Consider the following 25,221-nt stretch of genomic DNA (forward strand, 5'->3'; position numbering starts at 1 on the left):
ATATAGTTTATCTACTGCTTCATTTACAGCTACTTGACTACAGCTATCTATTATAAATGCAAGCATTAATGAACAACTTCTAAATTGGAAGGTTAAAAGCACCTTTCCACTTCGTGTGCCGTGGACAGTATCCATTTCAACAACTTGTACACCGGGATTTTCTTCAATATATTTTACAAAATCATTGAAGGTTCTATTTACTTTATCTGTTGCATTTTTAATTGTAAAAAATGAAGTTTTTTTTCTTGACTTATATTTTACTTTCCTTGGTAAATCAATATTTCTAGCTGTAAAAACATTTTTGTCAAAATAATAATATAATGTTCTTTCAGAACAATTAAGTTCATGTTTATGATGTGTAAAAATATGAGATATTGATTGTCCTTTAAATATAAGTGGGGAAATAATATCATCTATTTTCTTTAAATCTCTAGATGTTATGTTAAGTCCTTCTCTTGATGATACAAGGATTTCTTTATATTTTGATTCTGCAACTTTGGCCTTATAATAACTCTTTTCTGCCGTACACGTAGTGACTTTGTTACATCCGTTACAAACGTATGGATAGCGGCTAAGCTTAGAACATTGCTGGATAGAATAATCTTTACATACTCTATAGCAATTTACAAAGGTACATTTTTTACATTGTTTACTGCAGTTGTTGTTACATAGATTCATTTTAGTACAATTTTTTCGGTGCATACACGGCTTAATATCGTGTTCCTTGCGTTTGCTTGTTTTCAAGAACCTATTTCTCTTAATTTCTTTAGAAACAGTTGTTGGATCTTTTCCAACTCTTTCAGCAATTTCTTTTAATGCATAATTTTCATCAAGTCCATATTCTATAATAAGTCTATCCTCGATTCTAAGATGTTTTCCTTTGCATAAATTTGACATAATTACTCCTCCTAACATGTTTAGGACAAATATCAAATTAATTATATCAAACTCTTTGCAGGACTAACTTCCGTTTTGATTAAAAAACGGAACTTACTTTTTCAATTTACAAAAAAGATAATTTGACACTCCAACGGGTATCATACAATCATAACGGGTGGTTTGCACTGAATCTATAAGGCTTTGTTACTGTCCGTGCTTCTCGCACGTTGAATGGTCTGCTGACCACAAAACCTTTACTGGTTGCACCTAAAGGTGCTTCATTTTTTGCCTTGTTATAGCAGAAGGATATAAACTATCCAAAAGTAATGCAAGGCATATGATTCGTAAAGTAGTTAAAAATAATAATTTAAATATAAATAAGTATTCTCCTGTTATTAACAGTATAAAAACACCTAGTGGTGCGATTAATAATGAATATATCTATTTAAAAAGAAGCTATATTTTTAAACATTTATGGATGGATGTAGAGTTGTCAGAAACAGAAAAGGACCATATATATCATAATTATCCTCCAATATTCACATTAAAAAAATGCATTATTGAATTTCGAGAAATATTTAAAACCAAAAACTTAGCATTATTGTACATATTTATAGATAAATATAGAAATTCGGATATATCAGAAATAGCTTCATTTACAAATGGATCATTAAAGGATATTGAAGCAATTGAGAATGCAGTTTCTAATGATTTAAGCAATGGACTTGTCGAAGGAACTAATAGCAAATTAAAAATGATAAAAAGAACTATGTATGGAAGATATAGTCAGAAACTTCTGGCAGCAAAATTAATATTGCATCCTAACGGATAAATGCAGAAAAACACTTTGATGTTGATATGCACAAGCCCTTGCTAATTTCTTTACAAATTCAATTTTTCTTTTCGTAGCAAAGCTACTATGTCAGAGGAAAGCATGACAGATAATAATCCAATACGATATGTCATAACACATCTATATGGGCCAAGGCTGTTGCCTTGGCCGGACTATGGTGCTTCGCACCTTTTTTATACCCATATAATTATTCTATCATCCCTATAAGCTGGAATTTGTCACTTAGATATATATTTCTCTATTTTCTGAACATACTCGGAAGCATGATTCAAACTTAAATCCCCATGATAATACCCAGGCAGCATTTCCAATGTGGAGCTTGGGATTTTTTCACATAAAAGTTTGGCAGATTTTTTCATAATTCCCGACTCCTTGCTTCCTACCAATATAAGAACGCTAGCTTGCGATTCTTTTAGATCTTCTTTGGGTTTATAATTAGAATTGGCTTTTAAAAATGAGATCATATTTTCTTTTGTGATCGCTGCGCTGTCTCGATAGTAGTCTTCAAAAAGGCTATTCTTGATATGCAATGATTTAAACTGTAGTTGAGCAAACCAACGCTTCTTTATCAGAACATAACATATTGAAAAAACTGGTTGAATCAGTGCATATGTCACCTTTATTGGCAGGACAAGCGCACTTTCGATGATTGCATACTTGCAGATATCCTTTCTCTTTGCTAGTATGTCTGTGAGAATCTGCCCTCCAAGAGAAAGTCCACAAATCATAAAAACCTTTCCATTGAGATTCTGGTCTATATAAGCGATAATCTCGTCCCCATTATTCTCGATTGTAGTAAAATTCTTGTCACTTCCGCTATGTCCATCAAGAATCGGAATGATGATATGATATCTGTCTTGGAGCTGTTCTGCCTCCTCGGAATAATTCCAAGGAGCCAATCCGCCGCCATGCAAAAGCATAATTGTCTTATTTTGTTTTAGTCCATATTCAACATACTTCACTATACTATCTCCACAAATTTCGATTGAGATTTCACCTGTTTTAAGAGATTTAATAACTGTTATATTTTGTTATTAAATTCTCCGCAAACCCTTGAAAACACTGGATTTGTCGCAGGTGATCTTTTCCTTATTTTTTCCCTTGTGTTATATCGTCCCATCAGTGTTTATGAACTCTGATAAGGGCAAATACAAGGGCAAAAAAATTATATAAAACAGTATAACATAAAATAAAAGTGACATGGTGGACTGATTGAAATGCTTCTTAATTTTTGCTACTAATGATTGATTAAATGATAAGGAGATGGGATACGATGAGAACAATATTTGCAGAATACAATCCACAACGAAACAGCATTGACATTTATACAAATGTTGGCTATATGCTTCGCATTGACTGCTGGGAAGCCGAAAAGGATTTAAAAACCACACCCGGATCAGACTGTGCATTGACTTCACTTGCAGTCGATGAACCACTTGAATATGCGAGATTATATCTTGAGGGCAATTTACAGATGTGGGTAGATACAGAAGATTCATTAGAGTTATAAAATGCAAGCAGCCTGTATGCTTCATTACACACAAGCTGCTTAATCAAATTTATTATAATTGATGAAAAATCGGTTGCATTTTGTCAAAAGTACAAAACTTTTTGAAACCAAGTGCTTTTAATTCCTGTTATGATACTGAGGATATCCCAGCAATACTTGCTATCCCTGATACCTTATTCTTTCTACCAGCGTTTCCTTTTTCAGATTACTGCTTAAAACGCAGGAAAGCACAATCTGCAAAAGGCTGACCAGCAAAATCATAGCAAGAATTGGTGTAATTGGAACATGATAGACATTCATTCCAAATATTCCATTATGTTTTGCATAGGAAAAAAGTGCATAGCCGAGCGGCAGACCAATGATCAAAGCTACGCATATGGTGCCAACCGTAAAAATCAGTCCCTGTAACTGCAGACATAAATTTAATTGTTTATTTGTCATACCCACAGCCTGTAATACACCATATTCCTGCTTTTTTGTCGTAATATTCATGATCATGGTGTTTGCCATATTCATAAAACCGATGAGTCCTACAACCGCCATAAACAGATAACAGCCAAGCTTCATCATGCGGGCTGCTAATTCTGCAGATTGTAACTGTGCATGATAGGTATCCATTTTTATATGCGAAGCATTCGAAATCAAAGTATTCAGACTCTGTTCCACAGATGCAACATCTTTTTTATCACAGTCCACCCACAGATATCCATAGGCTGTTCCCCTCGGATTCATGGAACGGTATACACCTTCCGGAATGACAAGATAAGTGTCCGCACTTACAAAGGATCCTGCAATCTTTCCCCGATAGGTATAGGTTCCACTTCCATTCTCAAAGTCAAATGCAATGGATTCTCCCGGAGCATATCCATCTTGTTCCATCCACGTCGACCAGCCAAAGAAAATATCACCATTCTTTATCGCCTGATCATAGTCCATAGAGCCAATATCCCCGTCCTGGCGCATAAAATCAAAATCCTTTTTACTCACAATATCAGCCGGAAATCTTGTTCCGTTCAGATTTACAGAGACAATCTCTCTCGTCATGACATCTGTCACTCCCGGAATGCTTTTGATTTCTTCAATCAGCGAATCATTCAATGGATTGTCCGTCAGAATCGTATCCAGATTATTCTCCGGATATCTTTCATCATACTCAGCAGAATAGTCAAGCTGCAGTTCGAATTGTCCATGATTAACGGAAAGACGTGCTTCATGCTCCGTGTCAATATTTCCCACATAATTAGAGATAATCACAAACAATGTGCAGGAAAGCCCCATTGTGAGGATGGTACCAATGGTTCTTTTTGGATTACCCGTCACATTTGCCATTGCCATAGAAAACACAGTGACATTTTTTCTGCCATTTCGTTTTCCTCTCTTTTGTGTTTCTGCATTTTCTAAATACCGTGTTGCTTCGATAGGTGAAATCCGTGAAACAATTTTCATTGGTTTACGCAGCGCCAAAGCAACGGTAAAAAATGACACGAAAATACATAGAAGCATAACAGGCAGGGAAAACAGAGGCACCTGCTGATTTTGATCTCCCATAAATCCAGTTCCGGTTGATACAAGGTTTCCCTGTTCTACCAGCCAGTTAAAACCGCATTTTGCAATCAGAAAGCCAAAAAGCAATCCAACCGGTATTGAAAAAATTGTCAAAAAAATGCCCTCTCTGAAGATCAGTTGTTTCATCTGCTTTTTTGTCGCTCCCAGAGCCTTGATTTTTCCATACTCCTGTATCTTGTTGACAATACCGACCTGAAAAATATTATAAATGACCACAACAGAGAAAAGTACAATTGCAAGAATCAAAACCCCGCATACCGCAATCATTTCATAACTCGGCTGCAAGACCCATTGCAAATAGAGATCATTGACTATAACGTTTTTTTCTTCGATCCCACAAGCTGCTGCAATCTGCTTTATAACCGAATCAATATTATTCATAGATACATTTGCAGAATCATTTAAAGTAAAATAAATATTATACTGTCTGTCATTCTCTGCGACGTGCTCATCATAAAACTCCTGTGACCCGAAAGCAACATAAGATGCCTCGATGGTATACTCATCCCGATCATATAGGATTCCGCTGACAACAAATTCTTCCGGCTTATATTCTGACTGCATCCCTGCGCGGTAATCCAGTGTAACCGTATCTCCGATCTTTACATCACCATACCCCATTGCACGAAAAAATGCTCTTCCTGCGGCAATTTCCTGCATTTTTTCCGGATACTTTCCTTCCTTCAACTCATATTCCTTATTATAGGGAAGCATTTTTCTTGCAGTCTCATCCATGCAGACAAACCCGCCTTTTTCATTGCCTTTTATGATACCTTCGGTGCACATAGTGCCTGTAGCATCTATTTCCGCACGGCGGTTTACTTCTTTTAACTGCGATCCGTCTGCGGAAACAAACAGACCATAATTGCTTCCATATGATCCTGCCGCCTGACTTTTCTGTAAATGAATTACCCCATTTCCCACAGTACTGATGATAACAAGCAGCATCGTGGCCAGACAGATTGCCATCATGATCAGTATACTTCTTGTCCTGTTCTTTTTGTCATTGCTATATGCAATCCTGCTTATTGTCTTCATCTGAAATCCACCACCTGTCCATCCTCAATTACCAGAATACGGTCAGCGACCTGTGCAATTTCGTCATCATGGGTAATCATTACAATTGTCTGTCCATATTTTTTTGCTGTCATCTTAAGCAGAGCGATCACCTCATCACTGGTCTTAGAATCAAGATTTCCTGTCGGCTCATCCGCAAATATAATTTCCGGACGATTCACCAGTGCTCTTGCAATCGCTACTCTCTGCTGCTGTCCTCCGGATAACTGATTTGGCAGATTATAAATCCGGTTTTCAATCCCCAGAGTTGCAATAATATCATTTACATACGCTTCATCCACTTTTCTTCCATCCAGCCCCAGTGGCAGTACAATATTTTCCCAGACATTAACAGATGAAACCAGATTAAATGCCTGAAAAACAAATCCGATTTTTCTTCTGCGGAAAACAGCAAGGGCATCTTCCTTCATCCTGTATAAATCTTTCCCTGCTAAAGTAACACTGCCTTTTGTCGGGGTGTCTAGCCCTCCAAGCATATGAAGTAATGTACTTTTACCGGAACCTGACTTTCCAACAATTGCGACAAATTCTCCCTGCTCAATCTGAATGTCCACCTGATTGACCGCTTTGACCTGATTCTCACCTGCGCCATAAAACTTACAAAGCTGCTTGGTTTCTAATATCACACTCATGTGTTGCCTCCTTTTCAATTCTGTAAAGCGTACCTTTTCAGCACACTTTCTTTGCCTGTTTATATATCATTTTTCAACCTACATGCTGATTGTAGCAATATAATCTTTCATTTCACTTTCAAAAAGTGGGCAGAAGTCTTACAGAATTGTAAGATTTCTGCCCACTTAAAATTTAACCAACATATGGTAATTGAATCACAAACATGCTTCCTTTTTTCTTTTTGCCGGAAGTTACCGTGATCGTACCTCCGTGTTTTTCGATAATTTCTCTCGATAGAAAAAGTCCGATTCCTGTACCACTCTTTTCCATGACCTCCCTGGAACCTCCTCTGTAAAATCGTTGAAAAATTTTGTGATACTCATTCTGCGGAATACCGATTCCCTGATCCTCAATTTCCATTCTTACAAGATCGTTTCTTTTTTGTAACCGGATAAATATTTTTGAACCACCCGGACTGTACTTGACCGCATTATCCAGAACGTTGATAAAAGCTTCACCAAGCCACCTTTTATCCTGCACAACCATGCATGTTTCCAGCTCTTTTGCATAGTCAAAAACGAATTCAATTTCTTTCTCATCCGCTTTTGGATAAGTACGGTTCACAGCAGATATGACAGTATCCATAAGCGGAAGTTTTTTCTTATTAATCTGAATCAGTCCGGTTTCCATCTTGGATATTTCAAGAAGCGACTGCAATAATGTCTCCAGTCCATCCAGAGCACTCCGACAACGAATACGAAACTCCTCCTGTTCTGTGGCACTTAAGTCATTCTGCATCAGCACACTAAAACATGTATCCAAAGCTGCAACCGGTGTCTTTAACTGGTGAGAGATATCAGAAACCATTTCTTTCGTGCTCTCTTTTTCTTCCCGTGCTTCTTCCTTTAGCAACTGAATATGATGTCCGATTGCTTCAAGCTGGTCATTCAATTTTTCCAGTTCAGCGTGATTTTCCGTTTTCAGTAAATCATCAAATTTATTTTCACGGAATCTGATCAGAATTTCTTCTAACTGGTCTAAAATTTTCTGATGACACGCATCTTCTGTCTTCTTCCAATAAAATAAAATAATCAAAAGAAGCACGCATATCACAGTGCTTACAGCACCGGTCACCATAACCTGATGCCGGAATTGCGAATAAAACACATTCCCTTTATTTCCCCAGTATCCATATTGCTCCAATAATCGCCTTCCCTGTTCGTTGGTTTCAATATCCTTATCCTTAAGCAATTCCGAAACAGCATCCAGCCCGGAAAATTTTTCCTTTGCTGCAATTTCTGTCATAAGATTCATTTTATATTTATAATCTTCATAAAACACATACGTGGTAAAGCAATTTAATATTGCAAACAATAATATGACAGGTAATACCAAGGAGAGCACTACTGTAATCTTCTTGCGATATCTCTTTGTCACTGCCTTACCTCCTGATTCCATATATACCCAAGACCTCTGATATTCTTTATATAGACTGGTGCAGCCGGATTGTCTTCGATTTTCTCACGGAGTCTTCTGATATTGACAGCGATTGTATTTTCATCCACAAAATCCCCTTCCAGATCAAACACATTTTCCAATATTTGTGTTTTTAAAAGAATCTGTTTCGGATTCTGAAGAAAAAAAGTCAGCATTTTCAACTCCGTTTTTGTCAAACTGATTTCACGACTCTTTATCAGGACTTTCATTTCTCCTGCGATAAATACGATATCTCCCGAAATCATCTTTCCGACTTCCGTTTTCTCCTGTCTGCGGCGGAAATGTGCTTCTATTTTCAAAAGAAGTACCGAAAGACTAAACGGCTTTGTAATATAATCATCTGCCCCTGCTTCATATCCCATGACCTGATCCATCTCCTGATCTAGTGCTGTAAGACAAATAATGTATGTATTATAATTGCATCTCATCCACCTTACAAATTCCAGTCCATTCCCATCCGGAAGATTCACATCACAAATGGTAACATCCACATTATGATCACTTGCAATTCTTTTCGCTTTTTTCATTGATTCTGCTGAAAAAACCTCATATCCGGATTTTTTCAGTGAGAATGTAATTCCACGATTTAAATTTTCATCATCTTCAACCACGAGTATACCTGGCATAGCATATGCACCTCTCTTTATTAACTATATATATTTAATATCAGAGTACTGCTTCTTCAATTCTCTCATCGTTTGTATCTCCAAAAGATAAAACAATGGAACTATCGTCAACACTGTTATCCTCTGAAAGGAGTCGTCAAATATGCTTTTGCTTTTTCAATGCCGAAAGTGTGGCAAGTTCTTCTGTCGGAGCAAGCATTATACAGCGTCTGTTTCCAATATATGCTGTGTGAAAATCATAACTCCCTGCAATATAAACAGGCAAAGAATCCTGATGATTCCCTGCTTCATATTTTATAGAAATTCCGAATACGCTTGTAAGGATATTTCTTATTCCCCTTTTAACTTAATTTCTTTCATTTTAACATACTTCCATATAATGTACAAATTGATTTCATAATTGCATGCCATGAAATATCAGCAGCGTAAGAATAATTTTTTTGATATGTTTTCCATAAATTTTCCATAACAGAACTTATTTCTATTTCATCAAATATTTCTCTTATATCCCCAGAGTTTATCTGCTCCAATGTTCCACGTTTTCTTGCAGTTGCCACAAGTGCATTCCATAAAACTTGCTTTTTGAGTTGTTCTCCATGCAACTTTTGTAAAATATAAATATCATAAAAATCTCTCATTCGTGTATTTGTAACGTTTCGACTAATAACAGTTTCCAGTTTTTCAGCCAATACCGTTTCCAGATTATATGCCCATACCTCGATTGTGCGATTTTCAAGCATAAGATTAAAGTTGTACTTGATTTCTCTTGGTGTAATGATATCTCCTGTAGAAATATCAATCTTTAATGGTGTGATTACTCCATCAAATTTTGTTTCCATGCTTACACGAACACCCGGATAATCTGCTTCTTCCATGATTTCTGATATCCGTTTGATCCGAAACGAGACACCATCGTTCAGGGGGATTGATATAATTTTGGATATAATCATCTCTACATCCTCCACACTGACATTAGTGCCTTTTATGGTAGCATCCAGATCCATAGTAGCTCTGGCATCCAGACCGACCATTGCCGCCACCAGCATCCCACCTTTTAATATAAACTGATTTTTATACTCTGATAAAGAAATTCGTTCTAAAAAACGTTCCATCATATAATTCCGCATCAAAATCTGTGCATCTGCGGATTTTTTCTTTGACAGATTACGAATCAAATCCTTTAATTGTCTTGCCGTTGTTATCATCTAAAGTAACACCTCCAAATATGGTCTTAGTATCTTTTCAACATGAAACATAGCTGCGTATTTCATAAGCATTCGTAAGTTTTTATCCTTACGCTTCGCATATTGCTTTAATGCATCTTGGAATACCTGCATTTCAATATTTTTCCTGCTGCGAAGCAGATCGCAAATCGTTCTCTCCATATCATAAACCGGAACTGAATGTCCAAATGATGTCGGCATAGTTGTAATCCCTATTTCATGTAAATCCTTTTTTACTGTATACACTTGAAAACCGTCTTCCTGCAAACGGCTCGGATTATACCCGGTTCTTACTGTTATGGTGTATTTCAAAGGCTCTCTGTCCGTTAAATCATGAAAAAACAATGCAGTTTCGTGAGAAAATACAGCTTGACCACAACGCAAATGCAAAAGGTACATCACATCTGTCCACGTATCAGGTGATACATACACACCATGAGAAGCTTGCTCTAATCCTCGTTCCTTCACATAGGCATAAAACACAGACTTACTAATTCCATTATTTAAGACTTGAAATGTCTGAATTGTCCCTCCACATTCACGCAATAACAAATCTAATTTTTCAAATTGAGTCATATAGAATCTCCTTTCATGCTAATATGATAATATATATTAGCATGAAAGTAAATATAAATAACGCCAATGAACAAATTAGATTTTAAAAATATCCCCGTTTTTCCATCCAGTCTTTCACATAGCATCGAATTCCAATATAAATAACATGTGATAGTAATAGTAATACCATGAGATTTATCGGAATAGCGTTTTTAATCCATTCTCCAAAGTAAATTACAATAGCTGTACTCGTTATCGCCACTATGATACTGAGGATATCCCAGCAATATTTCCGGTAGATTTTTCCAACCTGATAGCCAATCCCAACTATCAGTAATCCGGTTATTATAAATAAAATTCCCATAACAATAGCTACGATCAGCCAGTACATAAGCCCGGAAAGGATACGGTTAGGTATTCCGCTGCTTAACTGTCCGAAAGAGTCTGCACCTAGCACAAACTCCCGAAGCAAACTTCCCATTCCTTTTCCTAACGCACCGAAAAAGCTGCTACAGTCGTTAAGGAAAACCGGAGAAAGAATAGCGGTAAACAGTGTTGTTGTTATACTGTACCATGCCAGTAGAAACAGGATACTTTCATAACCAACCGTCATATTTTTATATTTCTTTTCTAACTGGCTTTTACGGTTATCGCATTTTTCTTTTGCTTTCTGGTAAGCAGTACGGTCACATTTTTCACATTTCTCATAAGGCACTTTTTTCTTTTCCATCTCAATTTTCTCCTTTTCCGTGCCAGCGCCACAACGCGCTCTGCACGCTGTGGCGCTGATTAGTGGTCGTCAAATGCAAACATGCAAGCATGTTGCATTTTCCACGTCGCCATAACAAAAAAAGGAACCGATTTCTCGATTCCTTTTTTCAGCCCTTGCTGCTTTCTTTACAAATTCAATTTTTCTTTTCGTAGCAAAGCTACGATATCTGAGCGAAGCGTGACAGATAATAACCCAATACGATGTGTCACAACACATCTATGGGCCAAGGCTGTCGCCCTGGACGGACTAGGGTGCTTCGCACCTTTTTTCATTCAAAAATAATTATTGAATCATCCCTATAAACTGAAAATTATTTAACAGATGTTCCTATGTGCTTGTCCAATCTCCACTGCGGTGCACTTCCATCATCGGCATAATATTCGTCCATTGCTATGATTTTATCATCTTTTGTTTGAATAAAGGATGTTACATGGAAAGAAATACTTTTATCCCTGGGATAGATTTGCGTAACGGTGATAATTAACTCATTTACTATTTCTGTCCGTTCGATAATTCCATCCCATTCTCCAGGGTACTCACAGTTCGCAATAATATATTCATCCACAGTAAAATGTTCGTTGGTACAATGCCAATTTACATAGGCATCCTTGTGGAAATATTTTCTAATTTCTTCCTCATCCTGAGCAAGAACAGCTTTCCCAAATTGCTTTATATTCATTCTTTTCTCCTCACAATTACCAGTTTTCTTAATTCTGCAAATTGAAAGTTATCATACCGCCTTTATTATTTTTTCTACATCTTTTTTTCTTGATAGCCATATAATTTTATCATCATATCTATCTAAAATACTTCTTATTTCTTTCAGATTTTTATTCTGAAAAGTTTCAGTCCATTTCAAAAGGTTATAGACCGATTTCAAAGTTTCTCTTTTTCCTTTTTGTATTCCCAATTTTCTTTTTATAGAGCGCATAATAATTCTACTTTTATATAAATAACCAGGCATATCTAAAACATATATTTTATCAGCTTCATCAAAACTTTGCTGTACCCAGGCATAATATACCCCTCAATTATCCACTCATCATTATTATATAATATTTCTTGTAATAACGCTTTTCGTTCATCAAGCGTTCTCTTTTTGCCATATTCTTTGGCGTTATTATCCCATTGAATATCATCTAAGTCGAAATGGGAAATATTATACTTTTTTGAAAGTGCATTTGCTAAATAGGTTTTTCCAGAACCACTGCAACCAATAATATGTATTTTCATAAGACAGCATCCTCCTTAAAATACCGATTTGTTAATTTGTTTTATTATAGCACATGTAACCCCCTTCACAATAAAAAAAGAGCAACCGAATTTTCTCGATCACTCTCTGTTCATTACTTCCATGATAATAATATCATAGCTTCCTTTTCAAAAAAAGTCTCAATACCGTAGCTAAACCGTAGTCATTCCGTATATATTTGTAACTTTTTGTAAGTCATTTTTCTTTCCACAATAATATTATCATCTCTTATTTCAAAAAGAAAGATACGTGTGGTTAGTTCTTTGTTAGTCCATGGTTAGTCTTTTGTTAATTTCCCGTTATCATTCAAATAGAACATACCGTTTTCCCCATAAGCTTACCACTCGTTACATTTCAGGTGCTTACCACTCAGACTTACCACTTTTCTTACCACTTTGAATCACGGTTTTGTGATATTTTGCGATACTTTACGAGGTTTTCACTGTAAACGTCGAATGCCTTCAATTCCTTATAAATCAAGCATTTCAGCTACTTTCCAGTCATTACTTTTCATCGACAACCTGGAAGACAAAGAATTTTAAATAATAACTCTCATCTGAATTCCATAGAATTGGGTGGTCTGCTGATTGAGTTCTGAATTCAACTTGGCGTAATATTCTACGTGCATCGTGAGCTGCTTCATTAATAGTTGCTTTTAATAAATCTTCACTCATGTAATGAGAGCAAGAACATGTTATGAAGTATCCACCGCTCTTTACCATCTTTAATCCTCTTAGATTTATTTCTTTATACCCACGTTTAGCACCATTTATAGTGTTTCTTGATTTAGTAAAAGCAGGAGGATCTAATATAACAACATCAAATTCTCTACCTTCTCTAGACCAAGCTGGAAGTACATCAAAGGCATTATGACATTCAAATTTTACTATATCTTGAAGGTTGTTAAGTTCAGCGTTTTTTGTAGCACATTCTATTGCATGTTCAGAAACATCTATACCTAATACTGATTTTGCTCCTGATATACCAGCATTTAATGCAAAAGAGCCAGTATGTGTGAAACAATCTAATACATCTTTATCTTTACAGATTCTGTGGATAGCTTTTCTATTTTCTTTTTGATCTAAGAAGAAACCTGTCTTTTGACCATTTTCAATGTCTACTATATATTTAACTCCATTTTCAGTTATCTGAATATTGGTATCAAAAGGTTCAGTTAAGAAACCTTTCTTTTGTTCTAAACCTTCTATTTCACGAGTTTTAAGATCACTTCTTTCATATACACCTTTTGCATTGAAGTCTTTAACAAGTATATCAACTATAAGATCTCTATATTTATCCATTCCTAATGTTGAAATCTGAATTACATAATAATCTTCGAATTTATCAATTGTTAATCCTGGAAGAAGATCAGCTTCACCAAATATGAATCTGCAAGAAGATGTATCAATGACAGTTTTTCTGTATTCCCAAGCCATATCAAATCTTTTCTTGAAGAATGCTCTATCTATTTCTTCATCTATGTCTCTTGTCATGATTCTTATAGTTATTTTACTTTGATCATTAATATAACCTTTGCCTATAAAATAATGTTTGTGATTATATACTTCAACTATATCACCATTTTGATATTCTCCTTCATATTCATTTATTTCATCAGTATATATCCAAGGGCGACCATTTTCAGCTTTTTTATTTTTTCCTTTATGTAAATAAAATTTACTAATCATTTTTTTAACCTCTTTCAAAAATTATTGTAATAAATAGTTGCTTCTACACAATAATACAAGTAGAAGCATTATATCAGATAAAATTATATCAATAAAAGCAAAATAAATATATAAAAAGATAGAAAAAGAAAGAAATGCTATTGAAAATATCTTAAAACTTGGTAGAATAAACCTTGGATATAAATTTAAAATGGGGGCGCATAAAATGAATTTAAAGGTAACTAAATTTGGTGGAAGTTCATTAGCTGATGCAAATCAGTTTAAGAAGGTAAAAAATATAATTATGGCTGATGAAGCAAGAAAATTCGTAGTACCTTCAGCACCAGGTAAAAGAGATAAGAAAGATGTAAAAATTACTGATTTATTATACTTATGTCAAGCACATGTTGAAACAGGAATTTCATTAGATGATGTATTTAAACATGTTGTAGATAGATATGTTGGTATAGTTAATGATTTAGGACTAACATTTGATATTCAAAAACACCTTGATATTGTTAAGAAGGATTTAGAAAATGGGGCATCTAAAGACTACGCAGCAAGTAGAGGAGAATATTTAAATGGTTTAATATTAGCTAATTATTTAGGATATGAATTTGTTGATGCTAAAGAAGTTATGATATTTAATGAAGATGGTTCATTAGATAGAGCAGAAACAGATAAAGCAATAAGAAATAGATTAAAGAATGTAGAGAGAGCTGTAATTCCAGGTTTCTATGGAGCAAATAAAGAAGGCGAAATAGTTACATTCTCAAGAGGTGGATCAGATGTTACTGGTGCATTAGTTGCAGCAGGAGTAGATGCAGATTTATATGAAAACTGGACAGATGTTTCAGGTTTCTTAATGGCAGATCCAAGAATAGTAGATTCTCCAAAGGCAATAGAAAAAATAACATATAGAGAATTAAGAGAATTAGCATATATGGGAGCTTCTGTTCTTCATGAAGATGCAGTATTCCCAGTAAGACAAGCTGGTATTCCTATAAATATTAAGAATACTAATAAACCAGAAGATGCAGGAACATTAATTGTAAAAGAATCTGAAAAAGAAGATATCAAGACTATTACTGGTGTTGCTGGTAAGAAAGATTTTACTGTTATTTCTGTAGAAAAAGCAATGATGAATTCAGAACTTGGATTCTGTAGAAAACTTCTTGGAATATTAGAGATGAATGGAATCTGTTTCGAAAATATGCCTTGTGGAATAGATACAGTATGTGTTGTTGTATCTGATTCAGATTTAAAGGGTAAGAGAGACAAAGTTATAGAAGAAATAAAGAGAACTTGTGATCCAGATAATATAGAAATACACCCTAACATGTCATTAATTGCTGTAGTTGGTAAAGGAATGGCAAGTAATAAAGGTGTTGCAGCTAGAGTATGTGGAGCACTAGCAGATGCAGGTGTTAATATAAGAATGATTGATCAAGGTTCTTCAGAAATAAATATATTAATAGGAACTGAAAATGATGATTTTGAAGCAGCTATAAAGGCTGTATATAATGAATTCAATTAGTATCAATATTACATGGTCTAAGTAAATAATATAATATCATTATGTATTTTTAAGATAATAAAAAAATAAAGATTCCTAAATGCTATAAACTAACTAAAGTTCGGACAATATAGCATTTATAGAGGGTCTTTATTTTTTTCTTATAAAAAATATTAAATTATATTATGAATAGGGAAATTATTGATTATTTTAATCTTTGTTCTTGTAATAATTCTTTTATCTTTGGAATACATCGGTTTCCTTTACAACTACCAGTTCCAGCCTTGGTTATAGCAATTACTTCTTCTACAGTTAATGCTCCGTTATTTATGGCATCTTTAATTGTTTTTCTAGAAATTGATTTACATACACAAACTTTAGTTAATTTATCGAGTATTTCTTCATTTGATATATTGTTCATAATAATTACTCCTTTGCTAAAACTATATATGGAGTATATATAATAAACAGATTTGTAGCAAATAAATATTTGACAAATGAAGAAAATTTATTATATAATGATGAAATAAAAGAGGAAATAACTGTGATTAGGAAAAGTAGTTAAGACGTGTTATTTCAGAGAGTAGTCGTTTAGGTGTGAGACTATATAATATCTTAATGAAGATCCCCTATGAGTTGGATGCTGAACAACTATTATTGTTATAGTTCACTAGGTTTTCCCGTTAGCCTGCGTTATAGGATTAGAGTATTATGATGTACTTGAATAGAATACTACACGATTATGTGTAACTAGCAATAGGTGGTATAGCGAATGTAACTTCGTCCTTTTGGATGAAGTTTTTTTTATTCTATAAGAAAAATATATTAATTATTTATATCAGCAAATAATATTTTTGATTAAAGTAATAAAGGCTAAGAATGAAAGTGAAAGGAGTATTAAAATGTACAAAAAAGTTGAACTTCAAAAAGGTTTTGTTGGCATGGAAGAAGATGTTGCAGAATTATGGAAAGAAAAAGATGTAATTAAAAAGAATTTTGATATGAATCAGGATGGTGAGTACTTCACTTTTTATGATGGACCTCCAACTGCTAATGGTAAACCACACGTAGGACATATTTTAACAAGAGTTATGAAGGATATAATTCCTAGATACAAAGTTATGAAGGGCTACAAGGTTATAAGAAAAGCAGGATGGGATACTCATGGACTTCCAGTAGAATTAGAGATAGAGAAGAAGCTTGGAATCTCTGGTAAGGAACAAATCGAAGAATATGGCGTTGAAAAATTCGTTAAAGAATGTAAAGAAAGTGTGTTTACTTATGTTTCTATGTGGGAAAAGATGACTAATAAGATTGGTTATTGGGTTGATATGGATAATCCATATGTAACATATCACAATCCATATATTGAATCAGTATGGTGGGCATTAAAACAAATGTGGGAAAAAGGTCTTCTATATGAAGGACATAAAGTAATGCCTTATTGTCCTAGATGTGGAACTGCTTTATCTTCTCATGAAGTTGCACAAGGATATAAAGATGTAAAAGACTTAACATGTATAGCAAAATTTAAAGTAAAAGATGAAGACAATAAGTACATTTTAGCATGGACAACAACTCCATGGACATTACCTTCAAACTTAGCACTATGTGTAAATAAAGCTTATACTTATATAGAAGCAAAAGTAGGAGAAGAAGTATATATTCTAGCAAAGGACTTAGCTGATAAGGTTCTAGGAGAGGAATACGAGATAATAAAAGAATTCAAGGGAGATGCTCTTCTTGGACTTAAGTATGAACAATTAATGCCATTTGCAAAAGTAGAAGGAAAAGCTTTTGAAGTAATTCATGGAGATTATGTAACTCTATCAGATGGTACAGGAATAGTTCATATAGCTCCTGCTTATGGTGAAGATGATAGTTATGTTGCAAAGGCAAATGGAATAACATTTGTTAACTTAGTTGATAAAGAAGGTAAATTCGTAGATGAAGTAACTCCTTGGGCTGGTAAGTTCGTTAAGAAATGCGATGAAAGTATCTGTAAGTGGTTAGAAGAGAATAATAAATTATTTAAATCAGAGAGACATATGCACTCATATCCACATTGTTGGAGATGTGACACACCACTTCTATATTATCCAAAAGAAGGTTGGTTTGTTGCAATGACTAAGCTTAGAGATAATTTAATTGCAAACAACAACAAGATAAAATGGTATCCAGACAATATAAGAACAGGAAGATTCGGAAAGTTCTTAGAGAATGTTATTGACTGGGGAATATCTAGAGATAGATATTGGGGAACACCACTTCCTATATGGGAATGTGAATGTGGTCACAAAGAATGTATAGGTAGCATTGCAGAATTAAAGGAAAAAGGAATAAATGTTCCAGATGATATAGAATTACACAAACCATATATAGATAACGTACATTTAAAATGTCCACATTGTGGTAAGGAAATGACAAGAACTAAAGAAGTTATAGACTGTTGGTTTGATTCAGGATCTATGCCATTTGCACAATTACATTATCCATTTGAGAATAAAGAATTATTTGAGCAAAACTTCCCAGCTCAATTTATTTCAGAAGCAGTGGATCAAACTAGAGGTTGGTTCTATACATTATTAGCTATTTCAACTGCTTTGTTTGATACAAATCCATTTGAGAATTGTATAGTTTTAGGACACGTGTTAGATAAAAAAGGCTTAAAGATGTCAAAATCAAAAGGAAATGTAGTTGAACCTATGTCTGTATTAGAATCACAAGGAGCAGATGCTACAAGATGGCATTTCTATACAGCAAGTGCCCCATGGCTTCCAACAAGATTCTCTATTGATGACGTAGGAGAAGCTCAAAGAAAGTTCTTAAGTACATTATGGAATGTATATTCATTCTATGTATTATATGCTGAAATAGACAAATTCAATCCATTAGATTATAAGGACTTTAAGTCAGAAAATGTTATGGATAAGTGGATAATGTCTAAGTTAAATACTTTAATAAAAGAAGTAGATGAAAAGTTAAATTCTTATGATATAACTAATGCAGCTCTTCAAATAGAAGCTTTTGTAGATGAATTATCTAACTGGTATGTAAGAAGAAATAGAGCAAGATTCTGGTCAGAAGAATTAACAGAAGATAAGATAGGAGCTTATGTTACTTTATATAATGTACTTGTAAACCTATCAAAAGTATTAGCTCCATTTGTTCCATTTGTAACAGAAGAGATATACCAAAACTTAGTTGTTAATTTAGATAAAGATGCAAAGGAAAGTGTTCATTTAACATTATGGCCACAAGTAGATGAAACTGCTATTAATAAAGAATTAGAAAAAGAAATGGACTTAGCATACAAGATAGTACAACTAGGAAGAAGTGCAAGAAATGCTGCTAATATCAAGAACAGACAACCGCTTTCTGAAATATTAGTATCTACAGCTTCATTACCTGAGTACTATGGTGATATAGTAACTGATGAATTAAATATTAAGACTATTGAATTTGGGGCTGATTTATCAAAATATGTTAACTTCGAACTTAAACCAAACTTACCTGTATTAGGTAGAACTTATGGTAAGTTAATTCCTCAGATAAGAAAAGAAATTTCATCAAGAAATCAAATGGAATTAGCTCAAAAGATTAAAAATGGTGGAGTAGAAGTAATCAATATTGATGGCAATGAGATAGAATTAAATTCAGATAACATTTTAGTAACAATGCAAGGATTAGAAGGATATGCGTTTGCAGGTGAAGGAGAAATAGGTGTTGTTCTAGATACTCATATATCAGATGAATTAAGAGAAGAAGGACATTTAAGAGAAGTAATTTCGAAGATTCAAAATATGAGAAAAGAAAAAGGATTCGAAGTTGCAGACAAGATAAATCTATATGTTGCTGGAAATGAAATGTTAGAGAATATTATCAAGAAATATGCAGATAATATAAAGAAAGATACATTAACAGTTGATATTGTATATAATAGTTCTGATGTTGAATATACAGAAACAACTATAAATGGAGAAAAGCTTAATATAAACGTTGTTGTTGTTAAGTAGATAAAAGGAATAAAATCGTCAAGGCGACTATGAAGTCTTAGATTTTGTTTAGCCATTATGACAGATCCTAAAACTTATTTTGGATTATGTCATGGCACTATTTTCTTTATTAACTCTATAGGTAGTATATCTAGTAATATATAAACGCTATGTTTAAGATAATTATTCATAGAATTAAACTTTATGCAATTTTCCTATAGAGTTAATAAAAAAGGGCGCTATATAACGCCCTTTTATTAATAAATAAGTAAGATAAAATATACATATATATTCTTGTATTTGAAATTATATACAGTTATAATTTAAGTATAATATTATGAACGGAGTGATTAAGATGGCAGCTTCTATTAAAGACGTGGCAAAGACAGCAGGAGTATCTATTGCAACAGTATCTAGAGTGTTAAATAATATAGATGTTGTAAATGAAGATACAAAAAGAAAAGTTTTAGATGCTATAAAAGAATTGGGATATAGACCCAATATAGTTGCAAGAAGTTTAAAGACTCAAAGGACAAAAACAATAGGAATATTAATACCAGATATATCAAGCCAATTTTATCCTGAGATAGTTAGAGGGGCAGAAGATGTAGCAAATATATATGATTATAATGTAATACTATGTAATTCGGACTTTGATTCAGAAAAAGAAAAAGAATATTTAAGAGTACTAAAAGAAAAGATGGTAGATGGTGTTATATACATGAGTAGTTCTTTTAGTGAAGAGATATTAAAGCTTATCAATGAATTAAACTTAAATACAATTTTGGTTGAATCAAAGGATTCTGAGAATAGATTACCTAGTGTAACAATAGATAATGTTGGTGCAACATATGAAGCAACAAAATATCTTATAGATAAAGGAATAAAAAAATTAGCATTTATAGGTGTTGAAGCTGATAATACAAATGCATGGGGAGAAAGATATCTAGGATTTAAAAAAGCTCTAGATGACAATAATATTGCTTTAGATGAAGATTTAGTATTCTTAGATACAATGAAAGTAAAGTCAGGTTATGAAGCTGTAGATAAGTTTGTACAAAGCAAAAAGAAATTTGAAGGAATAGTATGTGCATCTGATGAAATTGCTATGGGTGCAATAAATGGATTAAGAGAAAAAGGAATAAATGTACCTGATGATGTAAGTGTTATAGGATTTAATAACAATGCAGTATCTTCTATATTCTATCCTAAATTAACAACTATATCTCAACCAAGCTATGATATGGGATCAGTTGCAATGAGAATGTTAATCAAACTTTTAACTAAACAAGAATTAGAACAATCTAGTTATGTTCTTGATTATAGATTAATTGAGAGAGAGAGTACAAAGTAATAAACTGAATTAATATAAGAAGTAGAGTGTTTTTATGTTAAATACACTCTATTTTTTTGCGCTATAGGCTAGTCTCTTATATTGTATAAGTACTACGTTTATAATATTTTTTTATAGATTCAAATTTTATATAATTTCCTATAAAGTAAAAAAATCTTAAGAAAATTTTTAAGGAAATAAATTCAAGTTTCTATTATAATAAATTTAGGGGGAGATTTGATGATAGAAATTAAAAATGTTACAAAGACTTATAATGGTATATATAAGGCTATAGATAATTTAAATCTAGAAATTGAAGATGGACAAATATTTGGGTTGTTAGGACCTAATGGAGCAGGAAAAACAACAACGATTAAGATGATAACTGGTGTTATAGCACCAAGTGAAGGGGATATATATATAAATAATAACAGTATTATAGAAGATACAATTGAGGCAAAGGAACAATTTGGTTATGTTTCAGATAATCCTGATATTTTTTTGAAGTTAACAGGATTAGAGTATCTTAATTTTATGGCAGATATATATGATGTATCTTCAGAAGATAGACAAGAAGCTATAAGTGATCTAGCAGAAAGATTTAATATGAAAAATGCACTAGGGGATAAGATTCAAAGTTATTCACATGGGATGAGACAGAAGATAGTAGTTATGGGTGTTCTTGTTCATAGACCAAGAGTGTGGATATTGGATGAACCTATGACGGGACTTGATCCTAAATCTGCATATATATTAAAGGAAATGATGAAGGAACATGCCAAGATAGGAAATACAGTATTGTTTTCCACTCATGTATTAGATGTTGCAGAAAAATTATGCGATAAGGTGGCTGTTATCAATAAAGGTCAACTAATATTTCAAGGTACACTAGAAGAAATGAGACATGAATTTAAAGAAAACGATTCATTAGAAGAAATGTTCTTGGAGATGACAGAAAATGAGTAGACGTAGTATATTAATAAGATATTTTTTAAAGGATGCTTGGAGTAATATATTTACTTCTGAAGATAAGAAAAAGAAAATATTTTTAGGGTTATTTATGGCGTTTTGCCTATTTTTGGTATCGATTCCACTAGTATTTCTTGTTATTTCAACATATGATGAATTAAAAGCTATGAATTTAGATGTTATGTTAATATCTCTTGTGCTAGTATGTAATGTTATTGTTTTGATGTTTTTTGGAACATATTCAGTTTTAAATATATTTTATTTTTCAAACGATATTGAAATATTTTTACCTATGCCGATTAAAAGTAGCGATATAGTAATAGGTAAGTTTTCAGCATTATATGTTAATTTATTAATGAATTCATCTATAATTATTTTGCCATTAATAGCGTTTGGAGTTAAAGATGGAGCGGGTATACTTTATTACATTTATATGATTATAGTATTTTTTATATCTCCTATTTTACCAATGGTACTTGTATCTATATTAGCAATGTTACTTATGAGATTTGGTAAGTTAACTAAACATAAAGATGGTTTAAAAATGGTAGGAGGATGTCTTACTTTAGTTTTTGCTATAGCTATAAATATAATTTCACAGAATAGTTCAGATAATAGTCAAATTATAAATTTAGTAGCAGAAGGTGATGAGAGTATAATAGGAAAAATATCAGGATTTTTTATTACTAACAAATTTTCTGCTAATGCATTAGCATTTAATATGGAGGCAAAAGGTGTATATAATATTTTATTAGCTGTTCTAGTAGGCATTCTAGTTATTGGAATATTATATGCTGTTGGAGGAAAACTATATTTAAATAGTGTAATAGGAATATCGGAAACATATAGTAGAAGAAAAGATATTTTATCAGATAATGATATTAGAGGTAAGTTTAAGAAAAGAACTGTTTTTAGTTCTTTGGTGAGGCGAGATATAAAAAATATTTTAAGGACACCACAATTTTTCATTAATGCTATAGCAATGCAAGTTTATATGCCTATAATATTTGGAGTTGCATTTTTATCAAATGGCAATTATAAAAGCATATCGAAGTTTATTAATTCATTGGGTGTGAATAGTACAATATTTGCCATAGTATTTTTAATGGTATCATTCTTCATTGCTACAGGAGGAGCAGGAATATCTGCAATATCTAGGGAAGGCAAGGATATTACTATAGCTAGGTATATTCCTATAGAAGCTTCAGAACAGCTAAAGGCTAAGTTCTATTCTTCTTTAATTATAAATAATATAACAGTGCTTATTATTTTGATATTTCTAATAATTCTTGATATTGGTTTGGAAATATTGTTACCAGCTATAATAGTAGCAGAAACAACTGTAATTTTAGTAACTATTATAGGAATGTATACTGATTATAGAAAGCCTAACTTAGATTGGGACGATGAGAAGAATATGATGAAGAATAATTTTATGCCTATGCTTATATGGATAATAATGATTGTTTTAAGTGCTTTATTCTTTATTGTTTCGTTATATATAAAGAGTGCTATTGTAATGTTTATTTTGATGGAAATAATAACATTTATTATATGTTGGATGTTATATAACAGATTGATTGGATTAGCAGATAAAGTATATAATTACAAATAAGGAGTGATATTATGAATCAGAATTTTTTTAGAGAAAATAGACATAGATTAATAGATAAAGTAGAGGATAATTCTATAATAATTCTTATAGCTGGTAGAGCACCACTTAAGAGTGCTGATGAAAATTATCAATTTACTCCAAATAGAAACTTTTATTATTTCACTGGCATAGCAGAAGAAGAACATTTACTTGTTATATCTAAGATAAATAATAATTTACAAGAAAAATTATTTATAAAAGAAATAGATGAAGAACGAGAAAGATGGGTAGGTAAAAGTATTAGACCTGATGAAGCAAGAGAAGTATCAGGAATAGAAGAGATTAGTTTTAAGAATGAATTAGATAGTTATCTTCATAGAATAATAAAGAAGGTTCCTAGTATAAATATTTATTTAGATTTAAACAAGGAAGATTTAGAAGGTTCAGATACAGCTGCAGAAAAGTTTGCAGAAGAAATTAGCTGTAAATACAAAACAGTAATTATAAAAAATATATTTCCCAAGATAATTCCATTAAGATTAGTGAAAACTTCAGAAGAAGTTGAAGAAATAAGAAAGGCTATTGATATAACTATTAAGGGTGTAGAAAATATAATGAAAAATGCAAAGCCCAAAATGAAGGAGTATCAATTAGAAGCATATTTCGAATTTGCATGTAGAAATGAAGGAATAAAGGATTATGCATTTAAAACTATTGCAGCAGCAGGTAAGAATGCAACTGTATTACATTATGTAGATAATAATTCAGAAGTAAAAGATAATGAGTTAGTATTGTTTGATTTAGGTGCTCAATGGAATTATTATAATGCAGATATTACAAGAACAATCCCTGTAAATGGAACATTTACTGATAGGCAAAAGGAAGTATATAATGCAGTTTTAAGAGTTAATCAAAAAGTAATAGATACAATAAAACCAGGTGTTGTATATAAAGAATTAAATAAACAGGCTAGAAAATGGATTGCAGAAGAATGTATAAAGTTAGGTTTGATAAAAGACGAAGAAGAAGTAAGTAAATATTATTGGCATAGCATAGGTCATAGTTTAGGACTAGATACTCATGATGTGGATACAGTTGATAGAGAAACTGTATTTGAAAAAGGAATGGTTTGGACAGTTGAACCTGGTATATATATAGAAGAAGAAGGTATAGGAGTAAGAATTGAAGATGATATTCTAGTTGTAGATGGTGGCGTTGAAGTCCTAACTAAGAATATGATAAAAACAGTGGATGAGATTGAAGAATTTATGAAAGAAAGGAAGTAGATTAAACTATGGATATGAAGAGTGAAGCAAGAAAAATATTTTTAACAGGAGTGGGTACAGCTGCATTAACATGTGAAAAAGCTGGAGATGTTATTAATAAGCTGATAGAAAAAGGAAAATTATCAATAGATGAAGGAAAAGAATTATCAGAAGAGTTAAAGAGAAATATTGAGGATAAGGGTGAAGGGGCAAAAGAATCTATAAAAACTAAAATCTCCGATATGACACCTTTGACTAAAGAATCATTAAAAGAGTTGCTAAATGAAAATAATTATTGTACAAAAGCAGATTTATTGGAAATAAAGACTAGATTAGATAGAATTGAAGAAAAATTAGGCTTGATAAAAAGTGAAGAAGTTATTGTAGATGCTTCTGACAATGATGTAGATGTAGAATAATAGAAATTGCCCTTACTTTTTATGAGTAAGGGCTTTTTGAA

At 32.8% G+C, this 25,221-nt stretch carries 22 protein-coding genes and 1 other annotated feature; of the genes, 9 read left to right on the plus strand and 13 right to left on the minus strand.

Annotated elements, in window-relative coordinates; all coding sequences use genetic code 11:
• Nucleotides 1-897, minus strand: an 897-nt coding sequence (locus tag KQI77_RS12660; RefSeq protein ID WP_216390804.1) for a helix-turn-helix domain-containing protein, incomplete at its 3' end; no start/stop codon positions are given.
• Between the two features lie 319 nt (nt 898-1,216).
• Here KQI77_RS12660 and KQI77_RS12665 point away from each other — a divergent pair.
• Nucleotides 1,217-1,711 carry a transposase gene (locus KQI77_RS12665; protein WP_216390805.1) on the plus strand — a complete coding sequence of 165 codons (495 nt, stop codon included), beginning with the start codon at nt 1,217-1,219 and terminating at the stop codon, nt 1,709-1,711.
• A gap of 239 nt (nt 1,712-1,950) precedes the next feature.
• Here the strand turns inward: KQI77_RS12665 and KQI77_RS12670 are convergent, their stop codons facing one another.
• Nucleotides 1,951-2,694, minus strand: coding sequence for an alpha/beta fold hydrolase (locus KQI77_RS12670; protein WP_216390806.1), 744 nt, complete (start codon nt 2,692-2,694; stop codon nt 1,951-1,953).
• Between the two features lie 311 nt (nt 2,695-3,005).
• Here KQI77_RS12670 and KQI77_RS12675 point away from each other — a divergent pair, with 311 nt between their 5' ends.
• Entirely contained in the window at nt 3,006-3,242 is a 237-nt protein-coding gene (locus KQI77_RS12675; RefSeq protein WP_117824044.1) for a DUF6061 family protein, read from the plus strand.
• A gap of 159 nt (nt 3,243-3,401) precedes the next feature.
• On the opposite strand, the gene KQI77_RS12680 is transcribed toward KQI77_RS12675, so the two are convergent.
• The 10 genes from KQI77_RS12680 to KQI77_RS12725 all read right to left on the minus strand — a co-directional run bounded on the left by KQI77_RS12680 (nt 3,402) and on the right by KQI77_RS12725 (nt 14,110).
• A complete protein-coding gene (locus tag KQI77_RS12680; RefSeq protein ID WP_216390807.1) occupies nt 3,402-5,846 on the minus strand; it encodes an ABC transporter permease in 2,445 nt (814 codons plus the stop codon).
• Nucleotides 5,843-6,517: an ABC transporter ATP-binding protein gene (locus tag KQI77_RS12685; protein WP_006426335.1), complete on the minus strand. Its 675-nt coding sequence runs from the start codon at nt 6,515-6,517 to the stop codon at nt 5,843-5,845. Before KQI77_RS12685 ends, KQI77_RS12680 begins: the two co-directional genes overlap by 4 nt.
• 172 nt (nt 6,518-6,689) lie before the next feature.
• The gene (locus tag KQI77_RS12690; RefSeq protein WP_216390808.1) at nt 6,690-7,955 is read right to left on the minus strand and encodes a sensor histidine kinase KdpD; all 1,266 of its coding nucleotides are present in this window, start codon (nt 7,953-7,955) and stop codon (nt 6,690-6,692) included.
• Nucleotides 7,931-8,620 carry a response regulator transcription factor gene (locus KQI77_RS12695; protein ID WP_216390809.1) on the minus strand — a complete coding sequence of 230 codons (690 nt, stop codon included), beginning with the start codon at nt 8,618-8,620 and terminating at the stop codon, nt 7,931-7,933. The genes KQI77_RS12690 and KQI77_RS12695 overlap by 25 nt, the downstream gene beginning before the upstream one ends.
• Nucleotides 8,621-8,976: 356 nt before the next feature.
• Complete coding sequence (locus KQI77_RS12700; protein ID WP_216390810.1) at nt 8,977-9,825, minus strand: nucleotidyl transferase AbiEii/AbiGii toxin family protein; 849 nt, start codon at nt 9,823-9,825, stop codon at nt 8,977-8,979.
• Nucleotides 9,826-10,419: an abortive phage infection protein gene (locus tag KQI77_RS12705; protein ID WP_216390811.1), complete on the minus strand. Its 594-nt coding sequence runs from the start codon at nt 10,417-10,419 to the stop codon at nt 9,826-9,828. It abuts the gene before it with no gap.
• An 82-nt stretch (nt 10,420-10,501) separates the two neighbouring features.
• Nucleotides 10,502-11,128 (minus strand): DUF6040 family protein, encoded by a 627-nt coding sequence (locus tag KQI77_RS12710; protein ID WP_253289465.1) that lies wholly within the window; start codon nt 11,126-11,128, stop codon nt 10,502-10,504.
• A 352-nt stretch (nt 11,129-11,480) separates the two neighbouring features.
• A complete protein-coding gene (locus KQI77_RS12715; RefSeq protein ID WP_216390812.1) occupies nt 11,481-11,849 on the minus strand; it encodes a nuclear transport factor 2 family protein in 369 nt (122 codons plus the stop codon).
• 287 nt (nt 11,850-12,136) lie between these two features.
• A complete protein-coding gene (locus KQI77_RS13115; RefSeq protein WP_253289466.1) occupies nt 12,137-12,403 on the minus strand; it encodes a hypothetical protein in 267 nt (88 codons plus the stop codon).
• A 522-nt stretch (nt 12,404-12,925) separates the two neighbouring features.
• Nucleotides 12,926-14,110, minus strand: a complete 1,185-nt coding sequence (locus tag KQI77_RS12725) for a class I SAM-dependent rRNA methyltransferase (protein WP_216390813.1) — start codon at nt 14,108-14,110, stop codon at nt 12,926-12,928.
• A 205-nt stretch (nt 14,111-14,315) separates the two neighbouring features.
• Between KQI77_RS12725 and KQI77_RS12730 the strand changes: the two genes are divergently transcribed.
• On the plus strand, nt 14,316-15,626 hold the full coding sequence (locus KQI77_RS12730) for an aspartate kinase (RefSeq protein ID WP_216390814.1): 1,311 nt from the start codon (nt 14,316-14,318) through the stop codon (nt 15,624-15,626).
• Between the two features lie 184 nt (nt 15,627-15,810).
• Here the strand turns inward: KQI77_RS12730 and KQI77_RS12735 are convergent, their stop codons facing one another.
• Entirely contained in the window at nt 15,811-16,026 is a 216-nt protein-coding gene (locus tag KQI77_RS12735) for a (2Fe-2S)-binding protein (protein WP_216390815.1), read from the minus strand.
• Nucleotides 16,027-16,140: 114 nt separating this feature from the next.
• Nucleotides 16,141-16,396, plus strand: a binding site (T-box leader).
• A gap of 111 nt (nt 16,397-16,507) precedes the next feature.
• On the opposite strand from KQI77_RS12735, the gene ileS reads away from it, so the two are divergent.
• The 6 genes from ileS (at nt 16,508) to KQI77_RS12765 (ending at nt 25,180) form a co-directional block, all read left to right on the plus strand.
• Nucleotides 16,508-19,621 (plus strand): isoleucine--tRNA ligase, encoded by a 3,114-nt coding sequence (gene ileS / locus KQI77_RS12740; RefSeq protein ID WP_216390816.1) that lies wholly within the window; start codon nt 16,508-16,510, stop codon nt 19,619-19,621.
• 334 nt (nt 19,622-19,955) lie between these two features.
• Nucleotides 19,956-20,954, plus strand: coding sequence for a LacI family DNA-binding transcriptional regulator (locus tag KQI77_RS12745; protein ID WP_216390817.1), 999 nt, complete (start codon nt 19,956-19,958; stop codon nt 20,952-20,954).
• Between the two features lie 219 nt (nt 20,955-21,173).
• Nucleotides 21,174-21,899: an ABC transporter ATP-binding protein gene (locus tag KQI77_RS12750; RefSeq protein WP_216390818.1), complete on the plus strand. Its 726-nt coding sequence runs from the start codon at nt 21,174-21,176 to the stop codon at nt 21,897-21,899.
• Nucleotides 21,892-23,517, plus strand: a complete 1,626-nt coding sequence (locus KQI77_RS12755; RefSeq protein ID WP_216390819.1) for a hypothetical protein — start codon at nt 21,892-21,894, stop codon at nt 23,515-23,517. Before KQI77_RS12750 ends, KQI77_RS12755 begins: the two co-directional genes overlap by 8 nt.
• An 11-nt stretch (nt 23,518-23,528) precedes the next feature.
• Nucleotides 23,529-24,782 carry an aminopeptidase P family protein gene (locus KQI77_RS12760; RefSeq protein WP_216390820.1) on the plus strand — a complete coding sequence of 418 codons (1,254 nt, stop codon included), beginning with the start codon at nt 23,529-23,531 and terminating at the stop codon, nt 24,780-24,782.
• 8 nt (nt 24,783-24,790) lie between these two features.
• A complete protein-coding gene (locus KQI77_RS12765; protein ID WP_253289467.1) occupies nt 24,791-25,180 on the plus strand; it encodes a phasin family protein in 390 nt (129 codons plus the stop codon).
• The last annotated feature ends 41 nt before the right edge of the window (nt 25,181-25,221 follow it).

Origin of the sequence: Clostridium sp. MSJ-8, from assembly GCF_018918325.1 — a bacterium.
In the GTDB taxonomy this organism is placed as follows: domain Bacteria; phylum Bacillota; class Clostridia; order Clostridiales; family Clostridiaceae; genus Clostridium.

What these genes read in the sequence shown, in the direction of transcription:
- KQI77_RS12665 (WP_216390805.1), top strand. Translation starts at nt 1,217, where the DNA reads ATGATTCGTAAAGTAGTTAAAAATAATAATTTAAATATAAATAAGTAT.
- KQI77_RS12675 (WP_117824044.1), top strand. Translation starts at nt 3,006, where the DNA reads ATGAGAACAATATTTGCAGAATACAATCCACAACGAAACAGCATTGAC.
- KQI77_RS12680 (WP_216390807.1), bottom strand. Translation starts at nt 5,846, where the DNA reads ATGAAGACAATAAGCAGGATTGCATATAGCAATGACAAAAAGAACAGG.
- KQI77_RS12685 (WP_006426335.1), bottom strand. Translation starts at nt 6,517, where the DNA reads ATGAGTGTGATATTAGAAACCAAGCAGCTTTGTAAGTTTTATGGCGCA.
- KQI77_RS12690 (WP_216390808.1), bottom strand. Translation starts at nt 7,955, where the DNA reads ATGGAATCAGGAGGTAAGGCAGTGACAAAGAGATATCGCAAGAAGATT.
- KQI77_RS12695 (WP_216390809.1), bottom strand. Translation starts at nt 8,620, where the DNA reads ATGCCAGGTATACTCGTGGTTGAAGATGATGAAAATTTAAATCGTGGA.
- KQI77_RS12700 (WP_216390810.1), bottom strand. Translation starts at nt 9,825, where the DNA reads ATGATAACAACGGCAAGACAATTAAAGGATTTGATTCGTAATCTGTCA.
- KQI77_RS12705 (WP_216390811.1), bottom strand. Translation starts at nt 10,419, where the DNA reads ATGACTCAATTTGAAAAATTAGATTTGTTATTGCGTGAATGTGGAGGG.
- KQI77_RS12710 (WP_253289465.1), bottom strand. Translation starts at nt 11,128, where the DNA reads ATGGAAAAGAAAAAAGTGCCTTATGAGAAATGTGAAAAATGTGACCGT.
- KQI77_RS12715 (WP_216390812.1), bottom strand. Translation starts at nt 11,849, where the DNA reads ATGAATATAAAGCAATTTGGGAAAGCTGTTCTTGCTCAGGATGAGGAA.
- KQI77_RS13115 (WP_253289466.1), bottom strand. Translation starts at nt 12,403, where the DNA reads ATGAAAATACATATTATTGGTTGCAGTGGTTCTGGAAAAACCTATTTA.
- KQI77_RS12725 (WP_216390813.1), bottom strand. Translation starts at nt 14,110, where the DNA reads ATGATTAGTAAATTTTATTTACATAAAGGAAAAAATAAAAAAGCTGAA.
- KQI77_RS12730 (WP_216390814.1), top strand. Translation starts at nt 14,316, where the DNA reads ATGAATTTAAAGGTAACTAAATTTGGTGGAAGTTCATTAGCTGATGCA.
- KQI77_RS12735 (WP_216390815.1), bottom strand. Translation starts at nt 16,026, where the DNA reads ATGAACAATATATCAAATGAAGAAATACTCGATAAATTAACTAAAGTT.
- ileS (WP_216390816.1), top strand. Translation starts at nt 16,508, where the DNA reads ATGTACAAAAAAGTTGAACTTCAAAAAGGTTTTGTTGGCATGGAAGAA.
- KQI77_RS12745 (WP_216390817.1), top strand. Translation starts at nt 19,956, where the DNA reads ATGGCAGCTTCTATTAAAGACGTGGCAAAGACAGCAGGAGTATCTATT.
- KQI77_RS12750 (WP_216390818.1), top strand. Translation starts at nt 21,174, where the DNA reads ATGATAGAAATTAAAAATGTTACAAAGACTTATAATGGTATATATAAG.
- KQI77_RS12755 (WP_216390819.1), top strand. Translation starts at nt 21,892, where the DNA reads ATGAGTAGACGTAGTATATTAATAAGATATTTTTTAAAGGATGCTTGG.
- KQI77_RS12760 (WP_216390820.1), top strand. Translation starts at nt 23,529, where the DNA reads ATGAATCAGAATTTTTTTAGAGAAAATAGACATAGATTAATAGATAAA.
- KQI77_RS12765 (WP_253289467.1), top strand. Translation starts at nt 24,791, where the DNA reads ATGGATATGAAGAGTGAAGCAAGAAAAATATTTTTAACAGGAGTGGGT.